Below are 20,189 nucleotides of genomic sequence, written 5' to 3'. Positions count from 1 at the left end.
CAAATTTATCGAAACCATGAAACGAATAGCTGTAACTGTAGCGTTCCTCGCGCTGCTGACGCTGGTGCCTACTGGCGTGGTCGCACAGGCCGAGAACGGGACGCAGAGCGGTCCCGGTGTCGAGATGCCCAAGGAGTCGGGAACGCAGATTCAGGACGGTCTCGTCATCGTCTCCTCGTCGTACACCGCCGTGGATGAGATGCGAGGCTTCGAGACTGGAGAGGCGACAATCGTCCTCCGGTCCGATTCCCCGGTCGCTGTGACGTTGGCTGACGCTGGCGCGTTCTTCACGGACCAAGACCGAGAGATCAACCGACGGACGACCGTCGTCGACGGGCGCGCCGAGCTGAAGTTTGCCGTCACCGAGCGGAATGGTCGTGTCGGTGTCTCCATCTCAACGGACGAGACGCTGTACGGTCACACGATACGGAAAGGCGGTAGTACGGACTTCGTGCCCGGCGGTCCGTCACCCGAGGACACCTGGCTTGCTGGCGCGACCGTCTTCAGCCTCTTCGCCATGGCGCTGCCCGGAGCGTTCTACGCCAATCGCAAACTGCGAGGGAAAGAGCATGACCAACACTGAGCCACCGAATCCGCAGGCTCCCCCGGCCCCGTCGAACAAGCGGCTGATGCTGGAAGTGCTGAAAGCGACCGGCATCCCGTTGATGTTCGGCCTGCTGTGCCTCGTCGGGCTGGCGCTCATCTGGTGGTACGGTCTCCCGGCCCGGCCGATCTCCATCGTCGCGCTGTCCGCACTGATTGCCGGGCCGTTCATCGTCTCGTACGCGTTCCTGTTCGCATACATCTACCAGAAGCGCCTCGACGTTCCCATCGTCCTGAACGACCCCGACGGCCAGGAGTGGGGTCTGAAATACCTCCATCCAAAGGAGTTCGGAGAGGCCGAAATCGAAGGCGACAGGCTCGCCACTCGGCACGCCCGATCCACTGGTGAGACGGTCTACTTCGCGGAAGGTCAGAAGATCGAGCAGCGCGAAGAGGTCAATCCTGAGACTGGCGAAACGGAGATCGTCCCGCGGCGAGTCCTGGTGTCGACGTGGGAAGGCGAAGTATCTCATCAAGAGTTCATGGAGTCGAAAGCGGCGCTGAGCAAGCAGCGCGAGAAGTTGGTTCCGCTGGCGTTCTCGGGCCTTCAGGCCCGCGCTGGCGCGGACATGAAGGTCCTCGAAAACACGGACCGACTCGGTCACGCGCTGCTGCTCGGAGCTGAAGAAGGGAACTTCCTCGCCGATGGGGACAACCCGATGAACTTCGACCTCGACGTCGACCTCGACGAAACGCTCGGCGGTCTCCTTCCCCACCGGGAAGAGGCCGACGACCAGGAAGAGCGCGCGGCCGCCGATCGTCCCGGCTCGGCGGACATCCAGGAGTCCGACGACTCGCTCGAAGAGCGTGCTGCCAGTCGAGAAGCGAAGTCGAACGGCGATACCGGAGCTGTGCGAGGGTCGATCGATGAGTGACTTCAGCGGGAACTCCCTCGGGATCGGCGCTGCCGAGTTCCGAGAGGTCGCCGAAGGCCGGTTGACCGAGAACAACCGCGTTTACCCCCTCGCTCCGTTCCTCGAAGGCCGTCCCCTCGCCGAGTACGTCCACCACAAGCGGCGATACAGTCGGTATCTGGAGATTGACGAGCAGGTCGATAGCGAGACGGACCTTCCGCCGACGTTCGAACAGACCCAGAAGTGCCGGGACCTGATAGCCGCTCACGGCTCCCCAATAGCGGCCCGTGCTGTCCAGAACGGGAACCTCGCGTTGCTCTCCTGGCTTTCCGGCCTCACTCGGCGTGAGTCGGACTTTTCGAGCGCACAGGTATTCTCTCACCTCGTCCGTGACCTCCGTCGTGCGGGCTATCTCGGCGTGTTCCTCGGCATGACTGACGGCGGAAAGACGAACTCCGCGCTCGTCGGTGCCGGGCTGCATCTCCGAGACCAGCCCGACGCCATCCTAGCCACGAACGTAACGACGCTCGAATGGGAAGAGCCTGGTCTGAACGACCGGACGTACACCGTCGAGACGAGAACCGAACTCGAGGAGCTGTGTCACGAGTTCCCAGACGTGGTCGCCGTCCTCGACGAGATGAGTACGCAGGCAAACGCGCAGACCCACAGCCACGAGGTCAACAGCGAGTTCTACCCGCTAGTGACGTTCAAGAGCAAGCTGGGCCTGCGGCTGTTCGTCATCGGTCACCGCGAAGACGGGTACGACATCGCCCCACCGATTCGAGAACACGCAGACCACATCATCGTCCAGAATGCCGAAGAGCTAGATCTGGACGACACCAGGTACTCCGCCGAGTTCTACCGGGATCTCGTCGACGGCGAGCCCGACGACCAGGCGTACACGCTTGACCCGGTGCCGCCGATCGCCGGCTCGTACGAACCCGACGAACAAGCAGAATTCGACATTTCTTCGTAGCGAGCGAGCCAGCGAGCGCCCCCCTTAATGGGGGGCCGAGCGGGATTTAATTTTCAATATTCGGTTCTTGCTGATAACTATCTATCTGCATATCTACCGTCTTGGATTTTTCCCCATAATCATGTGAAACAGTTACGTCAATCTCCCTGAATAATTTCTCAGCGTGCTCAAGATTGTGCCTAAATTCTATATCCCAAATCGACTGACGGTCTGGAATTATCTCTGCACTTTCCGAGATCTCATCTCTATTTTCAGATCTTTCCCCCGCTTCTCTCCAAAGAACGGATTCCGGAAGATTGCTTTCTAAGTTGACTGAAATCGTCTCCTCCGAATGATTTCTGACGGTGATAGATAGAGGTCGTGAATCTTCAAATGTAGAACGTACATAGACTTCATCAGGCACAATAGAAATATCAATATTGTTTGAGACAGTCATGTTCTTTCTAATTTTCCCCCAGTAGTACCCAAATGCTATCGCAGGGAGAATTGCTGTTAAAATCAGTTGGATTCCTGTGTGCACGTGGTCCGAATTGTTTGTAATTACCTGAGCTGTATGATTTATGGCTCGACTAACCTCGTCACCAATAATAGCACTTAGGATTGAATTTACAAATAGGTTCGACACGAACACGATCGCGCCAAACGTCGTTACCCACAGTGTGGCAGTACTAGCTCGCTCTACAATTGTTATACTGGAAATACTGTAATCTGTACCCCTCTTAGTCGAATAAACTACGGTTAATAAGACAATGTGGGATATTGCCACGAAAACTATAGAATACGTCACCCAGGTATTTATAAAGGGTTTGAATGTTGAAAGTGCTGAAGCTCCTCCGACCGCGGCTATGACGCCTATGAGGAACTCCATCTCGAATTCGTAATTACGTTCCATCAGTCAGACATCGATGAAATGCTTCTCGAATATTTCTTCAATGAATTCGAATGCATCTTCCCGAATACCTACGTCACCTGTTCTGCGGCCCTGCTTTCTCACGGACAAGTGGCCCATATCAACCGCCGATTCCCTTGCGTAACTTAAACTGAAATCAAATAGTACCTCATCGTACCTAAACTCTCCCTCGATCTTCTGAATTTTCCCATCTCTTTCTTCGACATATCTTTCTACTTCAGGGTGATTGAAAATATCTGTCCTTCCATTTACACTAATGCCTTCGATATCACCACCTCTGAGAAGGATTTTGACGGAGTCAATTACAAGGTGTGCATCACTCATTATTTACTTCCTCCAGTTTTTCTTCCATTTCATCAACAAACGATTCAACTTGTTCCTTCGCAGACTCTGGAGTAAGAGTCTTGTGACCAACTTCCTCTAATTCAAATCCCTCGTCTTTCAGGAAACCTCTAATCGATTTCGCCTTGAGATAATTTTTCGTATTCATGTACACTCGCCCCTCCTCGGCGTCAATTCTCACACTAGTCATCGAAATATCAGTATAGTACCTTGGTGTGCCCGTAATTCGGTTGAATTCGCTCTTTTCCTGAACTTTCCAGTTTCGGTAAGTAAGCTCCTTCTCAGAGACCTCATCGATATCATATCCCGATTCCACTGGTTCTCCATCATCATTAAACTCAGCTGGATTGCGAGTTTCAAGTGAATCAGCAAATTCCTCGAGATCGGGCCCGTCACTTATCTCGCAGATGTAGAAACCCATTGGTTCATTCTCTTCTAAGACCCTATTTAACCGACCAACGAGGTTTTGTAATCCCTCGTTCGTCCAAGAATCTCTCTTGATTGATTCAATGTAATCTTCTACTTTCGTGCTATCTACTTCGATGTCTCGTTCGGACGCGATTTTTTTCAATTCTTGTCGAGGAAACTCAGTGAGAATTACTTCAAGGTCATCCCGGTTAACAGACATACAGGCCTAATTGATCTTGATTCGTATAATAATTGCTACTGCTAATTAATGAGATGGTTGCCATCTTAGATTTCAGCGGTGAGATCAGGTTCAGTTATCTACACCTCCGCAAATTCCAGTACTGAGGGTTCATAACTATACGTTGAAATCCCATTTTCGTCGCAGTGATCTCTTAGATTTGCTGGCTCAACTTTGCTTCCCACCTGCCGCTTGAAAATAACGGTCACCTCTTCCCCGGTTTCAACTACGACTGCGATGTCTGGGTCGTCATGCGATGGTTTGACCACGTAATCTCCCGGTGTAAACGGGTTTTCTGCAAATTTCAGATTCTTGTGTTTGTAGGTATATAGACTCACATCCTGATCGTCACAGTAGGAGGAGAGAAGTGCCGAATTGTATTCTCGCCAGTTTCCAGCGCCTTCGTCGAGAGAACTAGGGAACGCGACTCGCACGCCTTCTCCGTTTAATTCCTGCCCGTATAATTCGATCTGCGTTTCTGGTGGCAGTACCTCGACGACAACCCCGACAGATGGGTCCTTTTCGCCTCTCTTCACTACTCGGTCGCCGGGCTGGAACGGGTTCTCGGGTTTTTGGTTCATGTTCGCCATGTTCGGTCCAAGGTCCTGGAGATCGTTCATCGGCCTCGACGCTAGATGTTTCAGTTTCTCCGGCTCGTCCCCGGAGAATTCCTCTTGCGTCTGAACCTTCGACTGCAGCGTCTGGACATGTTCCCACCCGAGCAGAATCAGAGAGTCCTCGTTGTCTCTGTGCCACGCCATCACGATAATATCGTCCTCTGAGTCATTCTCGACCATCTTCTTCGGCAGAAATGCAGACACGTCCCGAGACGTTTTCACGTCCACCTCGTATCCGAAGACCTCGAAATCGTGCCCTGAGAAACTCTCGGGATTACAGCGTCGGATCGCGTCCTCGTTTTCCCATTCCCACATCTCCGCAGGCAGATACTCACGACAGAACTGCTCGAAGGCCAGCTCCCCTAAGTTTCCAACTCGCTTCGCATCTTTGTCCTCTGCTCCCTGCTTCTCTGCTTGATAGTCTGCCCGTACTTTGTCGATCTCATCCGGAATATATTGATACACATCACTTTGACAAGCGGCGTTTGAGTTATACTTTCACTTTCACTCTACTGTAGGCTGGCTATCTTTTACTTCCCCTCCGTATTGGTCACGGTGCATGATGTTGGACGAGTGGATCAGTTGCCCTGATGGGTGTGAAGCCCCGGTTCGGAAAGTGACCCTCCCAGAGAGTAGAATTGGACTTCAGTGCGTGGCGTGCGGCAGGAAGATCGAGGAGCCCGTCGAGAGAGTCTCACCCGAGTACAGGCCCGTCTAAAATTAGGTCACTGCTCTTCAAGCGCAGATCGAACTGCTTCGAAAACGAATTCTCGGCGTTCTTCCTCTGTCATTTCCACTTCATTTTCCTCCATCTCCTCAAGAATTCCCAGCTTCAGCTTGATCGCGTCCCTCACCCATTCAGACCGGGAATCACCGTAGCTGAGTGTACTATCGAGTTCGTCTAACAACTCCTGTTCCATACTGAAGCTGGGCTGTGCCATCTTGCTAAATTGGTTACCTGCCAGCCAGTTAATTCCTGAGTTGCTTCGTTGCTAACAAGCTAATATGCTAAAGATTTATTAGCACCAAGCTAAATTAGCAACACTGTATGGCAAGTACCCCGCAAGGCTCGGTCTCAAGATGGCCAGATGAACAGTCAAAACTCCGCTGTCCCGACTGCGGACACACGGAGAACTGCAACAGTTACACCGCAGCGGCGTCCCTCCAGACCTCGAAGCCCTGCCCGAACTGTAACCGGATGATGGCGCTGTCGGAGGGATCGATGTGACTCCGGAGACCGCGCCCGCGCCGGGTTCCCCAGCGGACCTCTCCGTGTGGGAAGCCCGCGATCGCTTCCTGGACGAATGCCGGATGGACTCGACCGACGCAACGGTCCGCAGCTACGCAAACCGACTCGCTCGATTCTGCGAGTGGTGCGACGAGCGCGGCATCGAGCGCGTCGGTGACCTCTCCGGCTGGCTCCTGGACGAGTACCGCCGGAGCCTCACCGAGGACGCGCCGGTCACAGTGAAGGGCAAGATGATGTCGGTGAAGCAGCTGCTCGGCTACCTCGAACGGATCGGTGCGGTCGACGACGATCTCGAAGACAAGGTTCCCATCCCGGAACTCTCCGAGGCAGACGAACAGAGCGAAAAGAAACTCGCCCCCGAGGACGGCACTCGACTGATCGACTTCTACCGCGATTCGATGGAGTTCCGGGCCAGCCCGCAGCACGCGCTCCTGGAAGTCCTCTGGTTCACCGGCTGTCGGATGAGCGGTGCGCTCGCGCTCGACCTTGACGACTACGAGAGCGACACCGGGACGCTCCGGTTCGTTAACCGCCCCGACTCCGGTACCCGGCTGAAGAACGGGAACAACGGTGAGCGTCCGGTCGGCATCCCGGCGGCGGTTAGTGTCGTCCTCGACGAGTACATTGCCCGCGAACGGGTCGACAAGCGCGACGACCACGGTCGGAAACCGCTGTTCTCCTGTCGGCAGGGCCGTCCGTCCGATACGACCATCCGGGCGTGGTCGTACCTCGGGACACAGCCCTGCCTGTATCAGAGGTGCCCGCACGACCGCAACCGCGAGACGTGCAAATACCGCCGCCGGAACTACGCGAGTCAGTGCCCTTCGTCGCGGTCGCCTCACCAGATACGCACCGGCTCGATCACGTGGCAGCTGAACTGCGGCATCCCTATTGAGGAAGTGGCCGAGCGGGTGAACTCCTCCCCCGACGTGATCCGCCGCCACTACGACGTGGCGACGGGTGACCAGCGACTCGAAGAACGCCGCCGGAAGTACCTCGGAAACCTTTCACTTTCTACTGGGGGTAACGATGAAAACTGATGCCTCACGCCCTACCGTATGGCGAAATCGCCGGAAGACTGGTCCCTCCGACCCCATCTTTCTGCGCCGAACCACGACGGCGAGCACCTCGTGTGCTCGTCACTCGTGAGGCGTGACGGACGTCTCGGCGGGATTCGAACCAGGGAAGGCACAGCGCGAGCGAAGCGAGCGACCGGATCAAATCGGGTGCACATCACCACCGTCTCCAGATCACCGCTACATCGTTCCCGGAGTTACGTCCGTGTTTCGTCGGCGCACGTCCCGCTCAGCCGGTAAACTCTTCGAGAACCGTTCTGATCGACTGGTCTACCTCAGAGAATTCGTCGAGTTTGAGCGGATCCGTCGTCACGAACACGCCGAGGTCGCCGACGATCGTCCTCGTGATCGTTCCCCACTCGAAGACGCGGATGTTGAACTTGTACTCGCCGAGTTCCGTCTCCTCGTAGGTCTGTTGAGAGGTGAACCCCAGTCGTTCGTTGGCGACGAACGGTTCCAGGTTCGCGTCCTGTTCGAGGTCGCTCCGGAGATAGAGCTGTTCGTAGTCGTCGACGGTGAAGTACGTGATGCTACGGATGTCGTCGCCGATCGCGGTCCGGCAGACGCTGACGAGTTCGGATTCGAGTTCGGTCAACTCTTCGGACGAGAGCATGGCCGACGGTACGGAACATGGCTGTAAATCATCACTTGCCAGTGGCTTCCCAGTCGCATACGTGACGTGTCCGGGTCGGCGAGACTCGAGATCCCCGGCACCGGTTCGACACGTCGTCTACTGCGGCGCTGGAACACGAGAGATTATGTGCGTAGACCAGAGTGGCATAGCAAGTAGATGGCCAGTAACTCGTGGCGGCGGTTCCGGCGGAACTTCTTCAGCGTGCTGTGGATAGTCCTCGTCCTCACTCTCACGCGTGTGAAGAACGTCCTCACCGTGGTCGGACTCGGAGTCGCCGCGTTCTCTCTCTGGCAGTTCGCGGGTGTCCTCGTCCAGTGGAACCTCGTTTCGGCCGGTTCGCATCTCGCCATCACGGCCGGGGCGCTGCTCGGCAGTGCGCTCAGTTTTCTCGGGAGTCCCGGTCGCGGAGTCGTCGCGTTCGTGCTCGTCGTCGCGGCTGTCGGCGGCGCTGGCGCCGTTCTCGAATCCGGTGACACTCTCCCCACGCACGTCGAGAATCCGCTCGGAACCGAGACGGCCGAGGCCCCTCCGGAGCCCACGGAGACGGGCCGTTCCGAGCCGTCCGGCGGGTCGTCCGAATACAGCGGTGACTACGACTGCGACGACTTCTCGTCGCAGCGGGCCGCACAGGAGGTCCACGAGGAGTCGAACGGGGCACACGGGCTGGACGGTGACGGCGACGGCGTCGCCTGCGAACACCTCCCGTAACCGACCGACGGATTCGACAGTCTGGCGTCACGCTCACCCCAGCCACACGCTCGCGAACGAGTCGAAATACTCGTCGCCGGTATCGACGAGCACGTGGTCGGCCCCTAACGACGTCACCCGATTTTTCACTTCGTCGACGTGGGCGTCCAGGCGAGACTGATACGACTCGACCAGCGACTGACTGAAGTACGACCGCCGGGTCGTGTCGGTCTCCGGGTCCGCAAACAGCGCGTCCCCGACGACGTCGGGATCGCGCTCGTCCGGGGCCACGACCCGGACCACCAGCACGTCCACGTCGTTTCGCGCCAGCGCCGAAACTCCCGATTCGATCGCCTCGGGGTCGGCCAGGCAGTCCGTGACGACCACCACGAGCGACCGCGACCGGATCTGGTCGGCGTAGGTCGACAGCACCGTCTCGAAGTCGACCTCTCCCTCTAGATCCAGCTCGTTGATCTGGTCGATGAGCGCCAGCACCTCGCCGCGGTTGGACCGCCCGGTGTCCAGGCGGTCGGCGCGCTCGCCTATCGTGGAAAACCGGAAGTCGTTGTGCTCTTCGGCGGTGAGGTAGCAGAATCCCAGGCCGATCTTGGCGGCGTACTCGAACTTGTGGGCCGGCCCCTCGCCGTAGTCCATCGACGCGCTGGCGTCGAGCAGGACGTGGACGGTGAGGTTGCGCTCCTCCTCGAACTGCTTGATGTAGTACTCCTCGGTGCGGGCGAAGAGCTTCCAGTCGACGAGGCGTGTGTCGTCGCCGGGGGAGTACCGGCGGTAGTCGCTGAAGGTCAGCCCCTCGCCGACGCGCGGCGACTCCTGCTCGCCCTGGCGGAGCGCGGCGGTCTCGCGGTCCAGCGCCGCGTCGAAGCGGTCGAGTTCGTCGAGGAAGTCGGGATCTATCGTCACGGCTCACTCCAGCAGCGACTCGATGACGTCGTCGGGCGTCTGGCCGTCGCGCTCGGCGCGGAAGTCGAGGATGATGCGGTGGCGCAACACCGGCGCGGCGAGCGCCTCGATGTCTTCGGCGGAGACGTGGTTGCGCCCGTGGAGGAACGCACGGGCCTTCGACGCGACGACCAGCGCCATGCTCGCCCGCGGGCTCGCGCCGAACTCCACCTCCTCGGTCTCGCGGGTCGCGCGGACGAGTTCGATGGCCCGGTCGCGCAGGTCCTCGGCGATGGGGATCTCCCGGACGAGGTCCTGGACCTCGCGGATCTCCGCGCGGGTGAGCACCTGCTCGACGGGCACCTGCCGGCTCCCGCTGGTGTAGAGGTCGACGATGTCGCGCTCCTCGTCCCCTTCGGGGTAGTCGACGAGGAGTTTCAGCATGAAGCGGTCGGTCTGGGCTTCGGGGAGGGCGTAGGTCCCCCCCTGGTCGATTGGGTTCTGCGTGGCGAGGACGAAGAAGGGCTCGGGCAGCGAGTAGGTCTCGCCGCCAGCGGTGACCTGGCGCTCCTGCATCGCTTCCAGCAAGGCGGCCTGGGTCTTCGGCGTCGCGCGGTTGATCTCGTCGGCGAGGACGACGTTCGCGAAGATCGGTCCCTTCTCGAAGACGAACTCGCGGCCGTCCTCGGTCTCGCGGATGATCTCCGTGCCGGTGATGTCCGAGGGCATGAGATCGGGGGTGTTCTGGACGCGCGAGAACGAGAGGTCGGTCACCTCCGCGACGGTCCGGACCATGGTGGTCTTGCCGAGTCCGGGGTTCGATTCCAGCAGCGCGTTGCCGTCGGCGAGGATGCACACGAACAGCTGTTCGAGCACCTCGCGCTGGCCGACGATGCGCTTGCCGACCTCCTCGCGGGCGGTCGCCACTTTGTCCTGTAGAGCCTCCACGCCGTCGTCGTCGATTGTGGGTTCGTCTTGCATAGGTATCGAAGGGGTCGCTCGTCTCGCAGCGTCAGCCCGATTCCCCGCCGCTCGCCTCGTCGTTCGATTCGTCGTCGTTCGATTCGCCGCCGCTCGACGCCTCGCGGTCCGCGTCCCGGATCTGGCGGTTGTACTCGCGGACGAGTTCGGCGTCCTCGACCTGGTCGGGGGCCGCGAACTCCGCCTGCTGGCTGTCGACGCCGTCGGAGCCGCCACTGCTCCCCCCGCTTCGCTCGCGGTCCGGGAACGTGCGCTCCTCGTCGACGTCACGACCTCCCCCGGTCGACTCGATCTCGGCGGTCTGGTTCTGGTCGCCGGCCGAGACCTCCTCGCGGTCGCCGAGGACCCGCTCGCCGTCCAGTAGCCCGGTGTAGTTCTGCGCCTCGTCGGTGTTGTCCTCGGTGGTCGGTTCCGGCCGGTCCAGCAGCGCGACGTCGACGACCGCCACCTGCACCGTCGCCAGACTCAGCGCGGCGATGACGACGGCGACCGCGCCGAGTCGCCCGACGTTCACCAGCCCGAGGGAGGAACTCGCCCGCAGGTCCGCGAGCACCTCCGCGTAGAGCCGGCGGGCCATCCGCGAGTCGGCGTCCGCCTCCGCGGCGTCGCGGGCCGTTCTGAGTTTCTCCGAGACCGCGGGGTTGACCGCCTCGAACTGCTCGACCAGCGGCTTCCGGACGCGCAGCCAGACGACCAGGGCGAACGCGGCCAGGCCCAGGTTCGCCGCCACCGTCGCCGAGCCCGGGACGGCCAGTCCCGCCAGATCCCGCCCGAGGGCGTCGCCGACGGGGTCGGTCACGCTCGCGGGCAGCGCGAACCGCTCGGGGAGCGCCGCGGGTTCGAGGACGGCGAGCAGCAGGTTCGCGGCCAGGAAGACCGCCGTCGCGTCGACGAAGCCGGTCACGACCGCCGCTTTCCAGCCCTCACGGCGGATCTCGGCGATCGCCGCGGCCATCCGATCGCGGGTGTCGTCCGCGTCACCATCGGCCGACTGGTCCGGTTCCTCGCTCATCAGTAGCCCTCACAGGTCGTCTTGTTCCGGTTCTCCGACTGTGAGCAGAGCTTGTTCAGGTCGGATTGCAGCGTCTCGATCGTACTCTCACGCTCGGCGAGCTGGGACTCCAGCCGGTCGACTTCATCTTCGAGCTCACCGACCCGCGAGTCCTTCTGGTCGAGCTCGTCCTGCAGACTCGTGACGTTCGCCTCGAGCTGGTCGATGCGGACGTCGCGCTCGGCGACGCGCGTCTCGAGCTCGTCGATCCGGGCCTGCGCGTCAGACAGGTCGGATTCGAGTTCGTCGACCTCGGACCGCAGGTTCGAGACGGTGGTCTCGAGGTCGTCCCGCCGGTTCCGGAGGTCGGACACCTGCGTCTGGAGTTCGTCGCGCTGCTGTTCGAGGTCCTCGACCCGGTTTTCGAGCCTGGTGACGTTCTCGCGCGAGTTGCGGAGCATCGCCCGGGTACGGGTCAGCTCCGTCTGCGTGCTGTTCAGTTGCCGCTCGGTGCGGTTGAGTTCCTCTGCGACCTGGTCGACGTCCCGGGTCCGGGTGTTCAGCCGGGTTCGCGTCTCGTTGAGTCGCTCGCGGGTCTGAACCAGCTGGGTTCGCGTCTGGTTGAGCTGTTCGGAGAGCTGGGCGTTCTCGCTCTGGAGGGCGTCGTTCTGGTTCCTGAGTTGCTGGGCCGAGTCCTGGTAGAACACCGTCGCTCCCGCTGCGCCGGCGACCGTCAGGACGAGGAGGGCGACCAGCCCCAGGCTGATGTTACGCCCGAGTGCGCTCATGGGAGACCACTCGTGAGTGACGTGCGGCCGCGGTACACTTGAACTCGCCGGACGATCACTTCGGTTGAGAAGACGACGAACGCGCCCAGCAGCGCGAGCCACCCCCACGCGTCGCGCACGCTACGGACGCGCGTGGACTGCTCCCTGGCGAGCCTGGCGATCTCGGCGCCCTCGTCGGGCCCGAACTCGCGCCCGCCGGTCACGTCGACCAGCCGCTCCAGTCGCGGCTCGACGCCCAGCCGGGCGTATTCGAGCGGGTAGTTCACGGCGTAGGCCGCGTCGAGGACGCTCCGGTAGCCCGCCTCGTGCGGCGTGAACTCCCCGCGGTAGGTCCCCTCGCCGATCTGGCGGAAGCTGACGTTCTCGACGGCGGGGCGCTCGTCGCCGCGGTAGGTGAGCGTCGCCCGGCTGCCGACGCGGGCGTCGCTCACGTCGGTCACCCCCTCCCTGGTCCGACCGGGGTCGCCGATGGCGTAGTTGACGGACTTCGTCACGACGAGCGAGTCCGGGCGGTCGAGCAGGCCGTCCAGGCTCCCGTCCTCGCCGTAGGCGGTGATCGAGACGACGCGACCGAGACCGAACCGCCAGGAGGCGATGGCGGGCGTCCCGTCGGAGGTCGCGACCTGGTAGTCCGCGCCGGCCTTGACGGCAACCTCGTTCGCCTTCGAGGGGTTGGCCGTCAGCGTGACGCCGGAGGTGATGAACGTGTTCTGTTTCACGATCGTGAGGTTCTGGCCGCGGAACTGTCGGGAGGCGCCGCCGAACAGCAGCCGGAGCCGGCTCGTCTCGTTGGCGCCGAAGTACGACCCCCCGGACTCCTGGGCGATCCGCCGGAGGGTGTTCTCGTCGACGCGGTCGCCCGCGCCGACGGTGATCACGCGGACGCCCTCGCGAGCGAGCTGGTTCGCGACGGCCGCCGGTCGGTCGACGTCGTCGGCCCCGTCGCTCAGGAGGATGACCGTCCCGGGGTTGTTCCCGAGCAAGTCGCTCGCGCCGAGCAGGCCGTTGGCGATGTCGGTGCCACCGCGCGTCGTCTGGAGGCGGCGGATCCGCTCGCCGATCGCCTCGCGCGCGTCGCCGAGCTGCTGGCGGTCGGCGATCCGGTAGGCCTCGCCGCCGAACGCGACGACGCCCACCTGGTTGCGGTCGCCGAGCTGGTCCAGCACATCGAGCGCGATGCCCTTCTGGGTCGACAGCCCCTCCTCGGCGCTGCCGGAGATGTCGACGAGCAGCACGATGTTCGTCCGGCCGCCGGTGGCGTTGCCCATCCGAACCGGGAGCATGGAGGCGATCGCCGACTCCTCGTAGCCGCCCTGCTGGTAGGCGTTGTCGCCGCCGACGGTCACCAGCCCGCCGCCGTCGATGACGTGCTCCTGGAGCGCGCTGACGTTCCCCAGTCGCGAGGCGGGCGTGTCCTGGACGACCACGGCCGCGTAGTCGTCCAGATCCGGTGGCACCGCGGTCGCGTTCGTCACGTTGTACAGCGACCCCAGGTAGCTCCGGAGCGGGTACTCGCCGCCGGAGACGTACAGCAGGTTCGGCTTCTCCACCACGCGCACGTCGTGGTAGAAGACGTCGTTTCGCTCATAGACGTCCTCGCCCTCGACCGTCGCCGTCACCCGGTGGTCGCCCACCGAGTCGAAGGTGTGCTCGACGGCGATCGACTCGCCGGCCGCCAGCTCCGCTTCGCGGGCCGGCTCGCCGTCGATCTCGACCGTGACCGTCGCGGCGTCGTCGGCTTCGACGCCGGACAGCGAGACGACGAACTCGGTCGAGAGGCCGACGCTGGCGGTGGAGGGCCCCGCGACCGAGACGGCGCGCTCAGTCCGCTCGGGCAAGAGCTCGACCGCGCTCACGGTCGCGTTGAGCCGCTGGGCGTCCTCGGCCGCGGCCGCGAGGCTCCGTCCGTCGGTGACCTGGCCGTCGGAGACGACGACCACCGTCCCGTTCTCCCGGAGGTTGGCGGCGATGCCGTCGCCGATCCGCGAGTCGCTCCCGCTGGCGACGGTCGCCGTCGTGACGGGGACGCCGGCGCCCTCGATCCCGTCGACGAGGTCGTCGGTCGCGTTCGGGAACACGCCCACGCTCGCCGACTCGTCGGTCAGCAGCGTCACGCGGGGCTCGCCCGGCGTCTCGCGCGTCTGGACCGTGTACGGCCCCATCGCGCCGACGACGAGGAGGACGACGACGAGGACGCGGCTCGCGAACAGGAGCCGGCGGCTCCGCGGCGACGCCGAGCGGGTGCCCGCCTCGCCGCGGAAGATCAGGTACGCCAGCAGCGCCACTGCCACGGGCGCCACCGCAGCGGGCCAGAGCTGTTCGACCCCCACCGTCAGGCCGTCGAGCGAGTACGAGACCTCCATCAGAGCTCACCCCGGCGGCGGAGGTAGCCGATCTCGGCGAGCGCCACGAGCAGGGCCGCGAGGGCGGCGTACTCGGTGACGCGCTGCGGGACGGTCCGGGTCTCCTGGCGCGTGATATTGCCCGTCGGCCCGGTCCGCGCGCTCAGCGGTTCGACGTCGACGGCCGACTCGCGCTCGTCCAGCAGCGCCGCGCCCCGGACGCGACCGTCGGTGCTGTAGACGCCCACCTCCCGGAGCGTGACGGCCGGGCCGGCGAGCCGGCCGGAGGGCCCCTGGACCCTGTCGGCGCCGAACTGCACCGTGTCGCCCGTCTCGCGGTTGAGCGCCGCGAGGGGTTCGCGCCCGGCGAGGTGGAAGACGGCGCGCTTCCAGAACACCGGGTACTGGTAGTTGTACTTGAAACTCGACCGCTCCTCGATGTAGCCGTAGTAGAGGAGGCGGCCGGCGTCGCGCCGGTCGGTCGCGAGCAACGGCGTGCCGTCGCGTAGCTCCACGAGCGTCTCCCCCGAGCGCAGCGACCCCGTGAGGTACTCGTCGGGCGGCTGGAAGTCGATGCCCTCGGTCAGGTCCGTCTCGGTCGTCGCGCGGATGGTCGGCGACGTGTCCGTCCCGTCGGGTTCGAGCAGGAGGAGGTCGCCCAGTCGGTCGGGCATCTCCTCCTGGGCCTGAACCGCGACGCCCCCGCCCTCGGCGAGGACCGTCCGTCCCGCCTCGACGTTGCCGGGGAGCAGCGAGTCGGCGTCGACGTTGCTGTAGACGATCACGTCGTACTCGTCCTCGACGGTGGTCGGCGGGTTCTCGACGGTGAGGTCGACCTGGTCGAGCAGGGACAGCGCCGTCGTCAGGTAGCGGTTCCGGTCGTTCGTCAGGACGAGGACGTCGACGGTCGGGTCCTCGGGCGCGGCGACCGGGACGACGTCGTCGGTCGCGAAGTCGTCGCCCGGCGAGAGCCGCGCCTCGGAGGTGCCGGCGGGGACGGGGAACGTCACCGTTCCGACGTCGCCCGCGGCGAGGTCGACCTCCTCGGTCCGGTCGCCGAGCCGGACCGTCCGCGTGACCGACTCGTCGCCGAAGTTCTTCACCGAGAGGGTCACCTCGGACTGGCTGAACCGGCGGTCGACGAAGCCGACGTTGGCGTCACCGCCGCCGTCGAACTGCCGGAGCGTGACGCTGAGCCCGCGGGCGCGGAGCCCGGTGACCGCGTCGCGCCACTCCTCGCCGGCGAAGTCGCTGAGGACGACGACGCGCACGCCCTCGTCCGCGAGCGCTCGCGCCTGGGCGATGGCGCCGCGCAGGTCCCCCGGCGCGTCCGTCGCCTCCAGTCCCTGCAGCGTCTCGCGGGCGGCGCTCGGCGGCCCACGCCGGAGGGCGACCTGGCCGCTGCCGTCCGTGGTGACGACCGAGGTCCGCGTCGTCACCTCCTCGTCGGCGGCGGCCAGGGCGCGGTCGAGTCGGGTTCGCCCGTCGTCGGTCGTCGCCATGCTCGCGCTCGTGTCGACGACCAGCACCGTCTCCTCGACGACGGCGCGCTCCTCGACGGGGACGTACGGCGCGGCCAGCGACCCCGCGAGCAACAGGACCGCGAGGATCTGGATCAACAGGAGGAGGCTCCGTGCGATCCGTTCGAACAGCGGGGTCGTCGCCCGCTGGCGCTGTTCGTCCGCGAGAAAGCGGAGCGTGGGGAGTTCCACCCGGTCGGGGTCTGGCCGGATGAGGTACAGGACGACGATCGGGATCGCGACCAGGGCGGCCGCTAATCCGAGCGGCGTGAGAAACACGTCGGAGAGGGCCATTCGTATGCCGGGTCTCCCGGAAGCACTATTGGTCTTGTGCTGGCAGGTCTCGCGACTCGAAGCGAGTCGGCGACGGCGCCGCGCTCCACCGCCCCTCTAGACTCATAGCCCCTCGATCGGGCCGACGCTTTACATCGAGGTAGAAGCGATTAGGGGGAATACGGCGTTCGTAGCAGTAGATGAAGCAGTCACCCATCGAGACGGAAGCCACATATCGGATCGACGACGACCAGTCAGCCACCGAAGCGGTTCTCGACGCAGTCGCGGAACGAGCCGGCGTCGGCGTCCTCGACCTCTCGGTCCCGCTCTACGAGGCCGTCGATCCGGACGCCCTGAACGCGTTCTATCGTGCCTGCGAGGGATCCGCCAGCGTCTCGTTCTCCTACTACGGGTACGACGTCGAGGTATCCGGCAGCGGCGAACTGGTACTCACGGAGTAGATGGCGTCGTCCGCCGACCGCGACGTGTTCGAGGTCTGTGGTCGCTGCGGCGAGCGGCTGGCGGGCACCGACTGGTATCCTGCGACGACTCGCGTACGTGCCGACGGCACGAGACTGGTTCGCTCTTTTTGCGACGGGGACTGTCTGGCTGCCTGGGACGGCCCGGAGTAGCCTGGCAGCGTGGGACGATCTGGAGTAGCCCGGCAGCGTGGGACGACCTGGAGAAGCCTGGCAGCGTGGGACGACCTGGAGAAGCCGGGCTGTTCGGCCTCTCGCCGGTCGAGAACTCGCACGTTACGTCGTCCGCTGAGAATTCGCTCGTCGCACCGTCCACTGAAAACGAGGTCGTGGGTTCGGACGCGACCGCTCAGTCGTCGGCCATGTCAGCCTCGAAGAGCTGGCGACAGAGTTTGCGCTGGGCGGCGCGCACGTGGGTGTTGAACGTCGGCTGGGAGATGTCCATCGACGCGGCGACTTCGCTGCCGGTCTGGCCGCGGGGTTTGTCGAAGTACCCGCCGAAGTAGGCCGTCTGCAGCACTTCCAGCTGGCGGTCCGTCAGATCCTCCGTGAGCGTGGCGCGGAACTCGGTCGGCGTCTGCCGCGGGCGCTGGGCGACCAGTTCGGAGTCGGGGTAGTTGCCGACGAACATATCCACGAACGCCCTGATGTCGGCGTCGGCCGCGACCTCGACCACGACCGTCGCGGCGCCGTCCTCGACGGTCACGGTCCGGGGGCGGCCGCCGTGTCGCCGGATTGTCTCGCAGAGGCTCTCCTCGGACAGCGCGGCCTCGAACAGACAGATCGGGACGTCCCCGTCGTCGTACTCCGAGACGAGCGACACCTCGGTCGTCGCCATGTCGGGCGCGAACGCGAGGAGGTCCTCGGCGGACGCGCCGCGCGTCGACATGAACACGCGGAGCTGTCCGTCGGTCGACGGGACGACGCCCTCGAGAGAGAGGTCACAGCCGCTCTCGCGCGCGAGCTCGACGATCTCCAGGCGCTCGTCCTCGACGCGGAACTCCAGTTCCGTCACCTCGTCGCTGACGAGCGCCTTCTTGCTCTCGACGGCGTTGATGGCGTACGCGATGGTGTCGCCCAGCTCCGCGAGCACCGAGCGTTCCAGCTCGTCGAACACGCCCGGCTGGTTGGCGTAGACGTTGAGAACGCCGTAGAGCACGTCGTCGTAGACGAGCGGCAGGGCGATCGAGGCGTGGTAGCCGCGATTGAGCGCCGCCTCGCGCCACGGTTCGAAGGTCGGATCGTCGATGACGTTGTTCACGACCTGCGGCTCGTGGGTCTCGACGGCCATCCCGGAGGGGCCGCGGCCGGTGACGCTCTCGTCGGCAGTGACGGTCGCCGCGTCGAGATAGCCCTTCTCGGCGCCGGCCCACTCCCGCGGCGTGATCTCGCCGGCGACCGTGTCGTGCTCGCCGATCCACGCCAGTTCGTAGGGGCCCACGTCGGCGAGCTGGTCGCAGACGACCGTCTCGATCTCCTCGCGCGAGGACGCCTGTACGAGCGCCTGGCCGATGTTCCGGATGGTGTCGTTGATGCGGTTGAGCCGCGAGAGCGACTCGTTTTGCTCCTCCAGGGTCTCCTCGCGCTCCTGGAGCAACTGTTCGCGTTCGGCGCGACCGCACGCCGTCTCGACGGTCGCGGCCGTCGTCTGGGCGAACTCGTACTCGGCGTCGCAAAAGCCCCCGGGCGACTCCGTCGCGGTGACGAACAGGCCGTGCGAACCGAGCGGTATCGCCACGAGTTCGGTGACCTCGTCTCCGGCACCGGAGATGGACGCGACGTCGTCGACGATCCGTTCCTCGCCGGCGGTGAACGCCTCCCAGAGCGGGCCAGACGGGGTCGAACTCAGCGCCGTCGTGGGGAGTTCGTCCGCCGCGCGCTCGGTCCGGCCGACCGTCGAGAGCTGTCCGGTCTCCCTGTCGTACTGGACGAGTGCGGTCAGCGGGAGTCCGAGCGTCTCCTCGGCGTGTTCGACGGTCGAGCGAGCGATCTCCGCGTGGGTCTCGGCGTCCATCAGGTCGCGACTCATCTCGTTGAGCGCGCTCAACTGCGCCTGTCGCTGCTCGCGCTCGAGCTCGTAACTCACCCACTGCCCGGTCAGTTCGAGGAACGTGCGCTCGGCCTTCGAGAAGGGCCGGGCGCGCGCCTCGCGGGAGGCGAAACAGAGCGTCCCGTACTGTTCGCCCCCCACGACGACGGGCGCGCCGATGTAGCTATCGAGCCCGTAGGTCTCGTAGGCGTCGCGCTCCGCCCACCCCTGTTCGCTGGCGTTCGTGACGTCGACCAGCCCTTCGGTTTCGATCACCTGCCGACAGTACGTCTCCGAGAGATCGGTCGTCTCGCCCGGCTGGATCAACTCGTGGGAGCCGACCGCGTCGACGATCTCGAAGCGTTCGCCGGTGACGTGCGCGAGGAAGCCGATGTCGAGGTCGAAGTGCTCGCGACCGAGGTCGAGAAACCGCCGGAGCTTCTCCTCGAAGGAGATGTCCGCCCGGGAGCTGATCTCGTGTTGGGTTCGGAGCGACTCGTTCTGGTCCTCCAGCGACGCCTTCGCCCGCGCTCGCTCGCGCAGCGTCCCCAGCATCCGATCGAGCTCGCGATCTGGCCGATTCGGGCCGGAGAACTCCTCGGGCGGCGTGTAGTAGAAGTTGTTGCAGACGGTCGTGTCGGAGATGAGGTGGGGGTGGACGCGCACGATGTCGATGAGCGCCTCCGGCGGGAACGCCTCGCGGTCGTACTGGCACAGGGCGATGGCTGCCTCGTCGTCGAAGACGTCGTTCATCCTGCTCTCGTAGGCCATGAACTCCTCGATAGACACGCCGCCCTCGACGATCCAGTTCGTCTCCGCGACCACTCGCAGCGCCTCGTGGTCCGCGGTGGCCGCCTCGATGGCGTCCTCGTAGATCGCAATCATCGACTCGGCGTCGAACGAGCCGTCCTGGAGATACGTATTCTCGACGCTCTGGAAGACCAGTGCGCCCGACGCGACCGCGGCGTCGACGTCCACTCCGCGCTCGCGCATCGCCGCCTCGACGGTTTCGAGCGAGCGCTCGTCGCCGACGTACATGCACTTCTCCCCCCGGTCGAGTCCCTGGCGCAGGAACGGGACGGCGGCCGCGTACCGCTCGTCGTCGCCCTCGTAGACGAGCGCGAAGTGGTCGTTCGCGTGGTCGTGGCCGTCCATCGGTTCGATCGGACCGCGGAACTCCGGGCTCTGGCGCAGCGCCTCGACCCCGCTCTCCAGGTCGATCGCCGGACGCCCCTCGCTCTCGGTGTGCGGCTCCAGACTCATGGGAGGTTGCTCACCCCGCACACGCTCGG

General features: G+C 63.8%; 20 protein-coding genes. 7 read left to right on the top strand and 13 right to left on the bottom strand.

What is annotated here, in order from left to right; translation table 11 throughout:
- Window positions 1–16: 16 nt before the first annotated feature.
- The 3 genes from ACMGFE_RS08690 to ACMGFE_RS08680 are packed head-to-tail and all read left to right on the top strand — an operon-like array spanning window position 17 to window position 2,433.
- The gene (locus ACMGFE_RS08690) at window positions 17–583 is read left to right on the top strand and encodes a DUF8063 family protein (protein ID WP_495849298.1); all 567 of its coding nucleotides are present in this window, start codon (window positions 17–19) and stop codon (window positions 581–583) included.
- The gene (locus ACMGFE_RS08685; RefSeq protein WP_436924742.1) at window positions 570–1,478 is read left to right on the top strand and encodes a hypothetical protein; all 909 of its coding nucleotides are present in this window, start codon (window positions 570–572) and stop codon (window positions 1,476–1,478) included. The genes ACMGFE_RS08690 and ACMGFE_RS08685 overlap by 14 nt, the downstream gene beginning before the upstream one ends.
- Entirely contained in the window at window positions 1,471–2,433 is a 963-nt protein-coding gene (locus ACMGFE_RS08680; RefSeq protein ID WP_436924741.1) for a hypothetical protein, read from the top strand. Before ACMGFE_RS08685 ends, ACMGFE_RS08680 begins: the two co-directional genes overlap by 8 nt.
- A gap of 46 nt (window positions 2,434–2,479) precedes the next feature.
- Here ACMGFE_RS08680 and ACMGFE_RS08675 read toward each other — a convergent pair whose 3' ends face one another.
- The 5 genes from ACMGFE_RS08675 to ACMGFE_RS08655 all read right to left on the bottom strand — a co-directional run bounded on the left by ACMGFE_RS08675 (window position 2,480) and on the right by ACMGFE_RS08655 (window position 5,868).
- Window positions 2,480–3,325: a hypothetical protein gene (locus tag ACMGFE_RS08675; protein ID WP_436924740.1), complete on the bottom strand. Its 846-nt coding sequence runs from the start codon at window positions 3,323–3,325 to the stop codon at window positions 2,480–2,482.
- A 3-nt stretch (window positions 3,326–3,328) separates the two neighbouring features.
- Entirely contained in the window at window positions 3,329–3,667 is a 339-nt protein-coding gene (locus ACMGFE_RS08670) for a hypothetical protein (RefSeq protein ID WP_436924739.1), read from the bottom strand.
- Window positions 3,660–4,313 carry a hypothetical protein gene (locus ACMGFE_RS08665; RefSeq protein ID WP_436924738.1) on the bottom strand — a complete coding sequence of 218 codons (654 nt, stop codon included), beginning with the start codon at window positions 4,311–4,313 and terminating at the stop codon, window positions 3,660–3,662. The genes ACMGFE_RS08670 and ACMGFE_RS08665 overlap by 8 nt, the downstream gene beginning before the upstream one ends.
- 98 nt (window positions 4,314–4,411) lie before the next feature.
- A complete protein-coding gene (locus tag ACMGFE_RS08660; RefSeq protein WP_436924737.1) occupies window positions 4,412–5,413 on the bottom strand; it encodes a DUF7961 domain-containing protein in 1,002 nt (333 codons plus the stop codon).
- A 260-nt stretch (window positions 5,414–5,673) separates the two neighbouring features.
- Entirely contained in the window at window positions 5,674–5,868 is a 195-nt protein-coding gene (locus tag ACMGFE_RS08655; protein WP_436924736.1) for a hypothetical protein, read from the bottom strand.
- A gap of 304 nt (window positions 5,869–6,172) precedes the next feature.
- Between ACMGFE_RS08655 and ACMGFE_RS08650 the strand changes: the two genes are divergently transcribed.
- Window positions 6,173–7,237, top strand: coding sequence for a tyrosine-type recombinase/integrase (locus ACMGFE_RS08650; protein WP_436924735.1), 1,065 nt, complete (start codon window positions 6,173–6,175; stop codon window positions 7,235–7,237).
- Between the two features lie 265 nt (window positions 7,238–7,502).
- Here the strand turns inward: ACMGFE_RS08650 and ACMGFE_RS08645 are convergent, their stop codons facing one another.
- Complete coding sequence (locus ACMGFE_RS08645) at window positions 7,503–7,886, bottom strand: DUF7522 family protein (protein ID WP_436924734.1); 384 nt, start codon at window positions 7,884–7,886, stop codon at window positions 7,503–7,505.
- Window positions 7,887–8,063: 177 nt separating this feature from the next.
- On the opposite strand from ACMGFE_RS08645, the gene ACMGFE_RS08640 reads away from it, so the two are divergent.
- The gene (locus ACMGFE_RS08640) at window positions 8,064–8,615 is read left to right on the top strand and encodes an excalibur calcium-binding domain-containing protein (protein ID WP_436924733.1); all 552 of its coding nucleotides are present in this window, start codon (window positions 8,064–8,066) and stop codon (window positions 8,613–8,615) included.
- Window positions 8,616–8,648: 33 nt separating this feature from the next.
- Here the strand turns inward: ACMGFE_RS08640 and ACMGFE_RS08635 are convergent, their stop codons facing one another.
- From ACMGFE_RS08635 to ACMGFE_RS08610, 6 genes are read right to left on the bottom strand one after another with little or no spacing between them, the layout of a single operon-like run.
- Window positions 8,649–9,515, bottom strand: a complete 867-nt coding sequence (locus tag ACMGFE_RS08635) for a DUF58 domain-containing protein (protein ID WP_436924732.1) — start codon at window positions 9,513–9,515, stop codon at window positions 8,649–8,651.
- A 3-nt stretch (window positions 9,516–9,518) separates the two neighbouring features.
- Window positions 9,519–10,475, bottom strand: coding sequence for an AAA family ATPase (locus tag ACMGFE_RS08630; protein WP_436924730.1), 957 nt, complete (start codon window positions 10,473–10,475; stop codon window positions 9,519–9,521).
- Window positions 10,476–10,506: 31 nt separating this feature from the next.
- Window positions 10,507–11,487, bottom strand: coding sequence for a DUF7502 family protein (locus ACMGFE_RS08625; RefSeq protein WP_436924729.1), 981 nt, complete (start codon window positions 11,485–11,487; stop codon window positions 10,507–10,509).
- Complete coding sequence (locus ACMGFE_RS08620) at window positions 11,487–12,254, bottom strand: chromosome partitioning protein (RefSeq protein ID WP_436924728.1); 768 nt, start codon at window positions 12,252–12,254, stop codon at window positions 11,487–11,489. The genes ACMGFE_RS08625 and ACMGFE_RS08620 overlap by 1 nt, the downstream gene beginning before the upstream one ends.
- A complete protein-coding gene (locus ACMGFE_RS08615) occupies window positions 12,251–14,617 on the bottom strand; it encodes a VWA domain-containing protein (RefSeq protein WP_436924727.1) in 2,367 nt (788 codons plus the stop codon). The genes ACMGFE_RS08620 and ACMGFE_RS08615 overlap by 4 nt, the downstream gene beginning before the upstream one ends.
- Complete coding sequence (locus ACMGFE_RS08610; RefSeq protein WP_436924725.1) at window positions 14,617–16,410, bottom strand: DUF7408 domain-containing protein; 1,794 nt, start codon at window positions 16,408–16,410, stop codon at window positions 14,617–14,619. Before ACMGFE_RS08610 ends, ACMGFE_RS08615 begins: the two co-directional genes overlap by 1 nt.
- A gap of 179 nt (window positions 16,411–16,589) precedes the next feature.
- Between ACMGFE_RS08610 and ACMGFE_RS08605 the strand changes: the two genes are divergently transcribed.
- Together ACMGFE_RS08605 and ACMGFE_RS08600 are read left to right on the top strand one after the other, a co-directional pair.
- On the top strand, window positions 16,590–16,850 hold the full coding sequence (locus ACMGFE_RS08605) for a HalOD1 output domain-containing protein (protein ID WP_436924724.1): 261 nt from the start codon (window positions 16,590–16,592) through the stop codon (window positions 16,848–16,850).
- Window positions 16,851–17,021, top strand: a complete 171-nt coding sequence (locus ACMGFE_RS08600) for a DUF7576 family protein (protein WP_436924723.1) — start codon at window positions 16,851–16,853, stop codon at window positions 17,019–17,021.
- 196 nt (window positions 17,022–17,217) lie between these two features.
- Here the strand turns inward: ACMGFE_RS08600 and ACMGFE_RS08595 are convergent, their stop codons facing one another.
- Window positions 17,218–20,160 (bottom strand): MEDS domain-containing protein, encoded by a 2,943-nt coding sequence (locus tag ACMGFE_RS08595; RefSeq protein ID WP_436924722.1) that lies wholly within the window; start codon window positions 20,158–20,160, stop codon window positions 17,218–17,220.
- Between the last annotated feature and the right edge of the window lie 29 nt (window positions 20,161–20,189).

The organism is Halosimplex amylolyticum (assembly GCF_051414035.1).
Classification (GTDB): domain Archaea; phylum Halobacteriota; class Halobacteria; order Halobacteriales; family Haloarculaceae; genus Halosimplex; species Halosimplex amylolyticum.
This window is presented reverse-complemented; position numbering and strand designations above follow the sequence as displayed.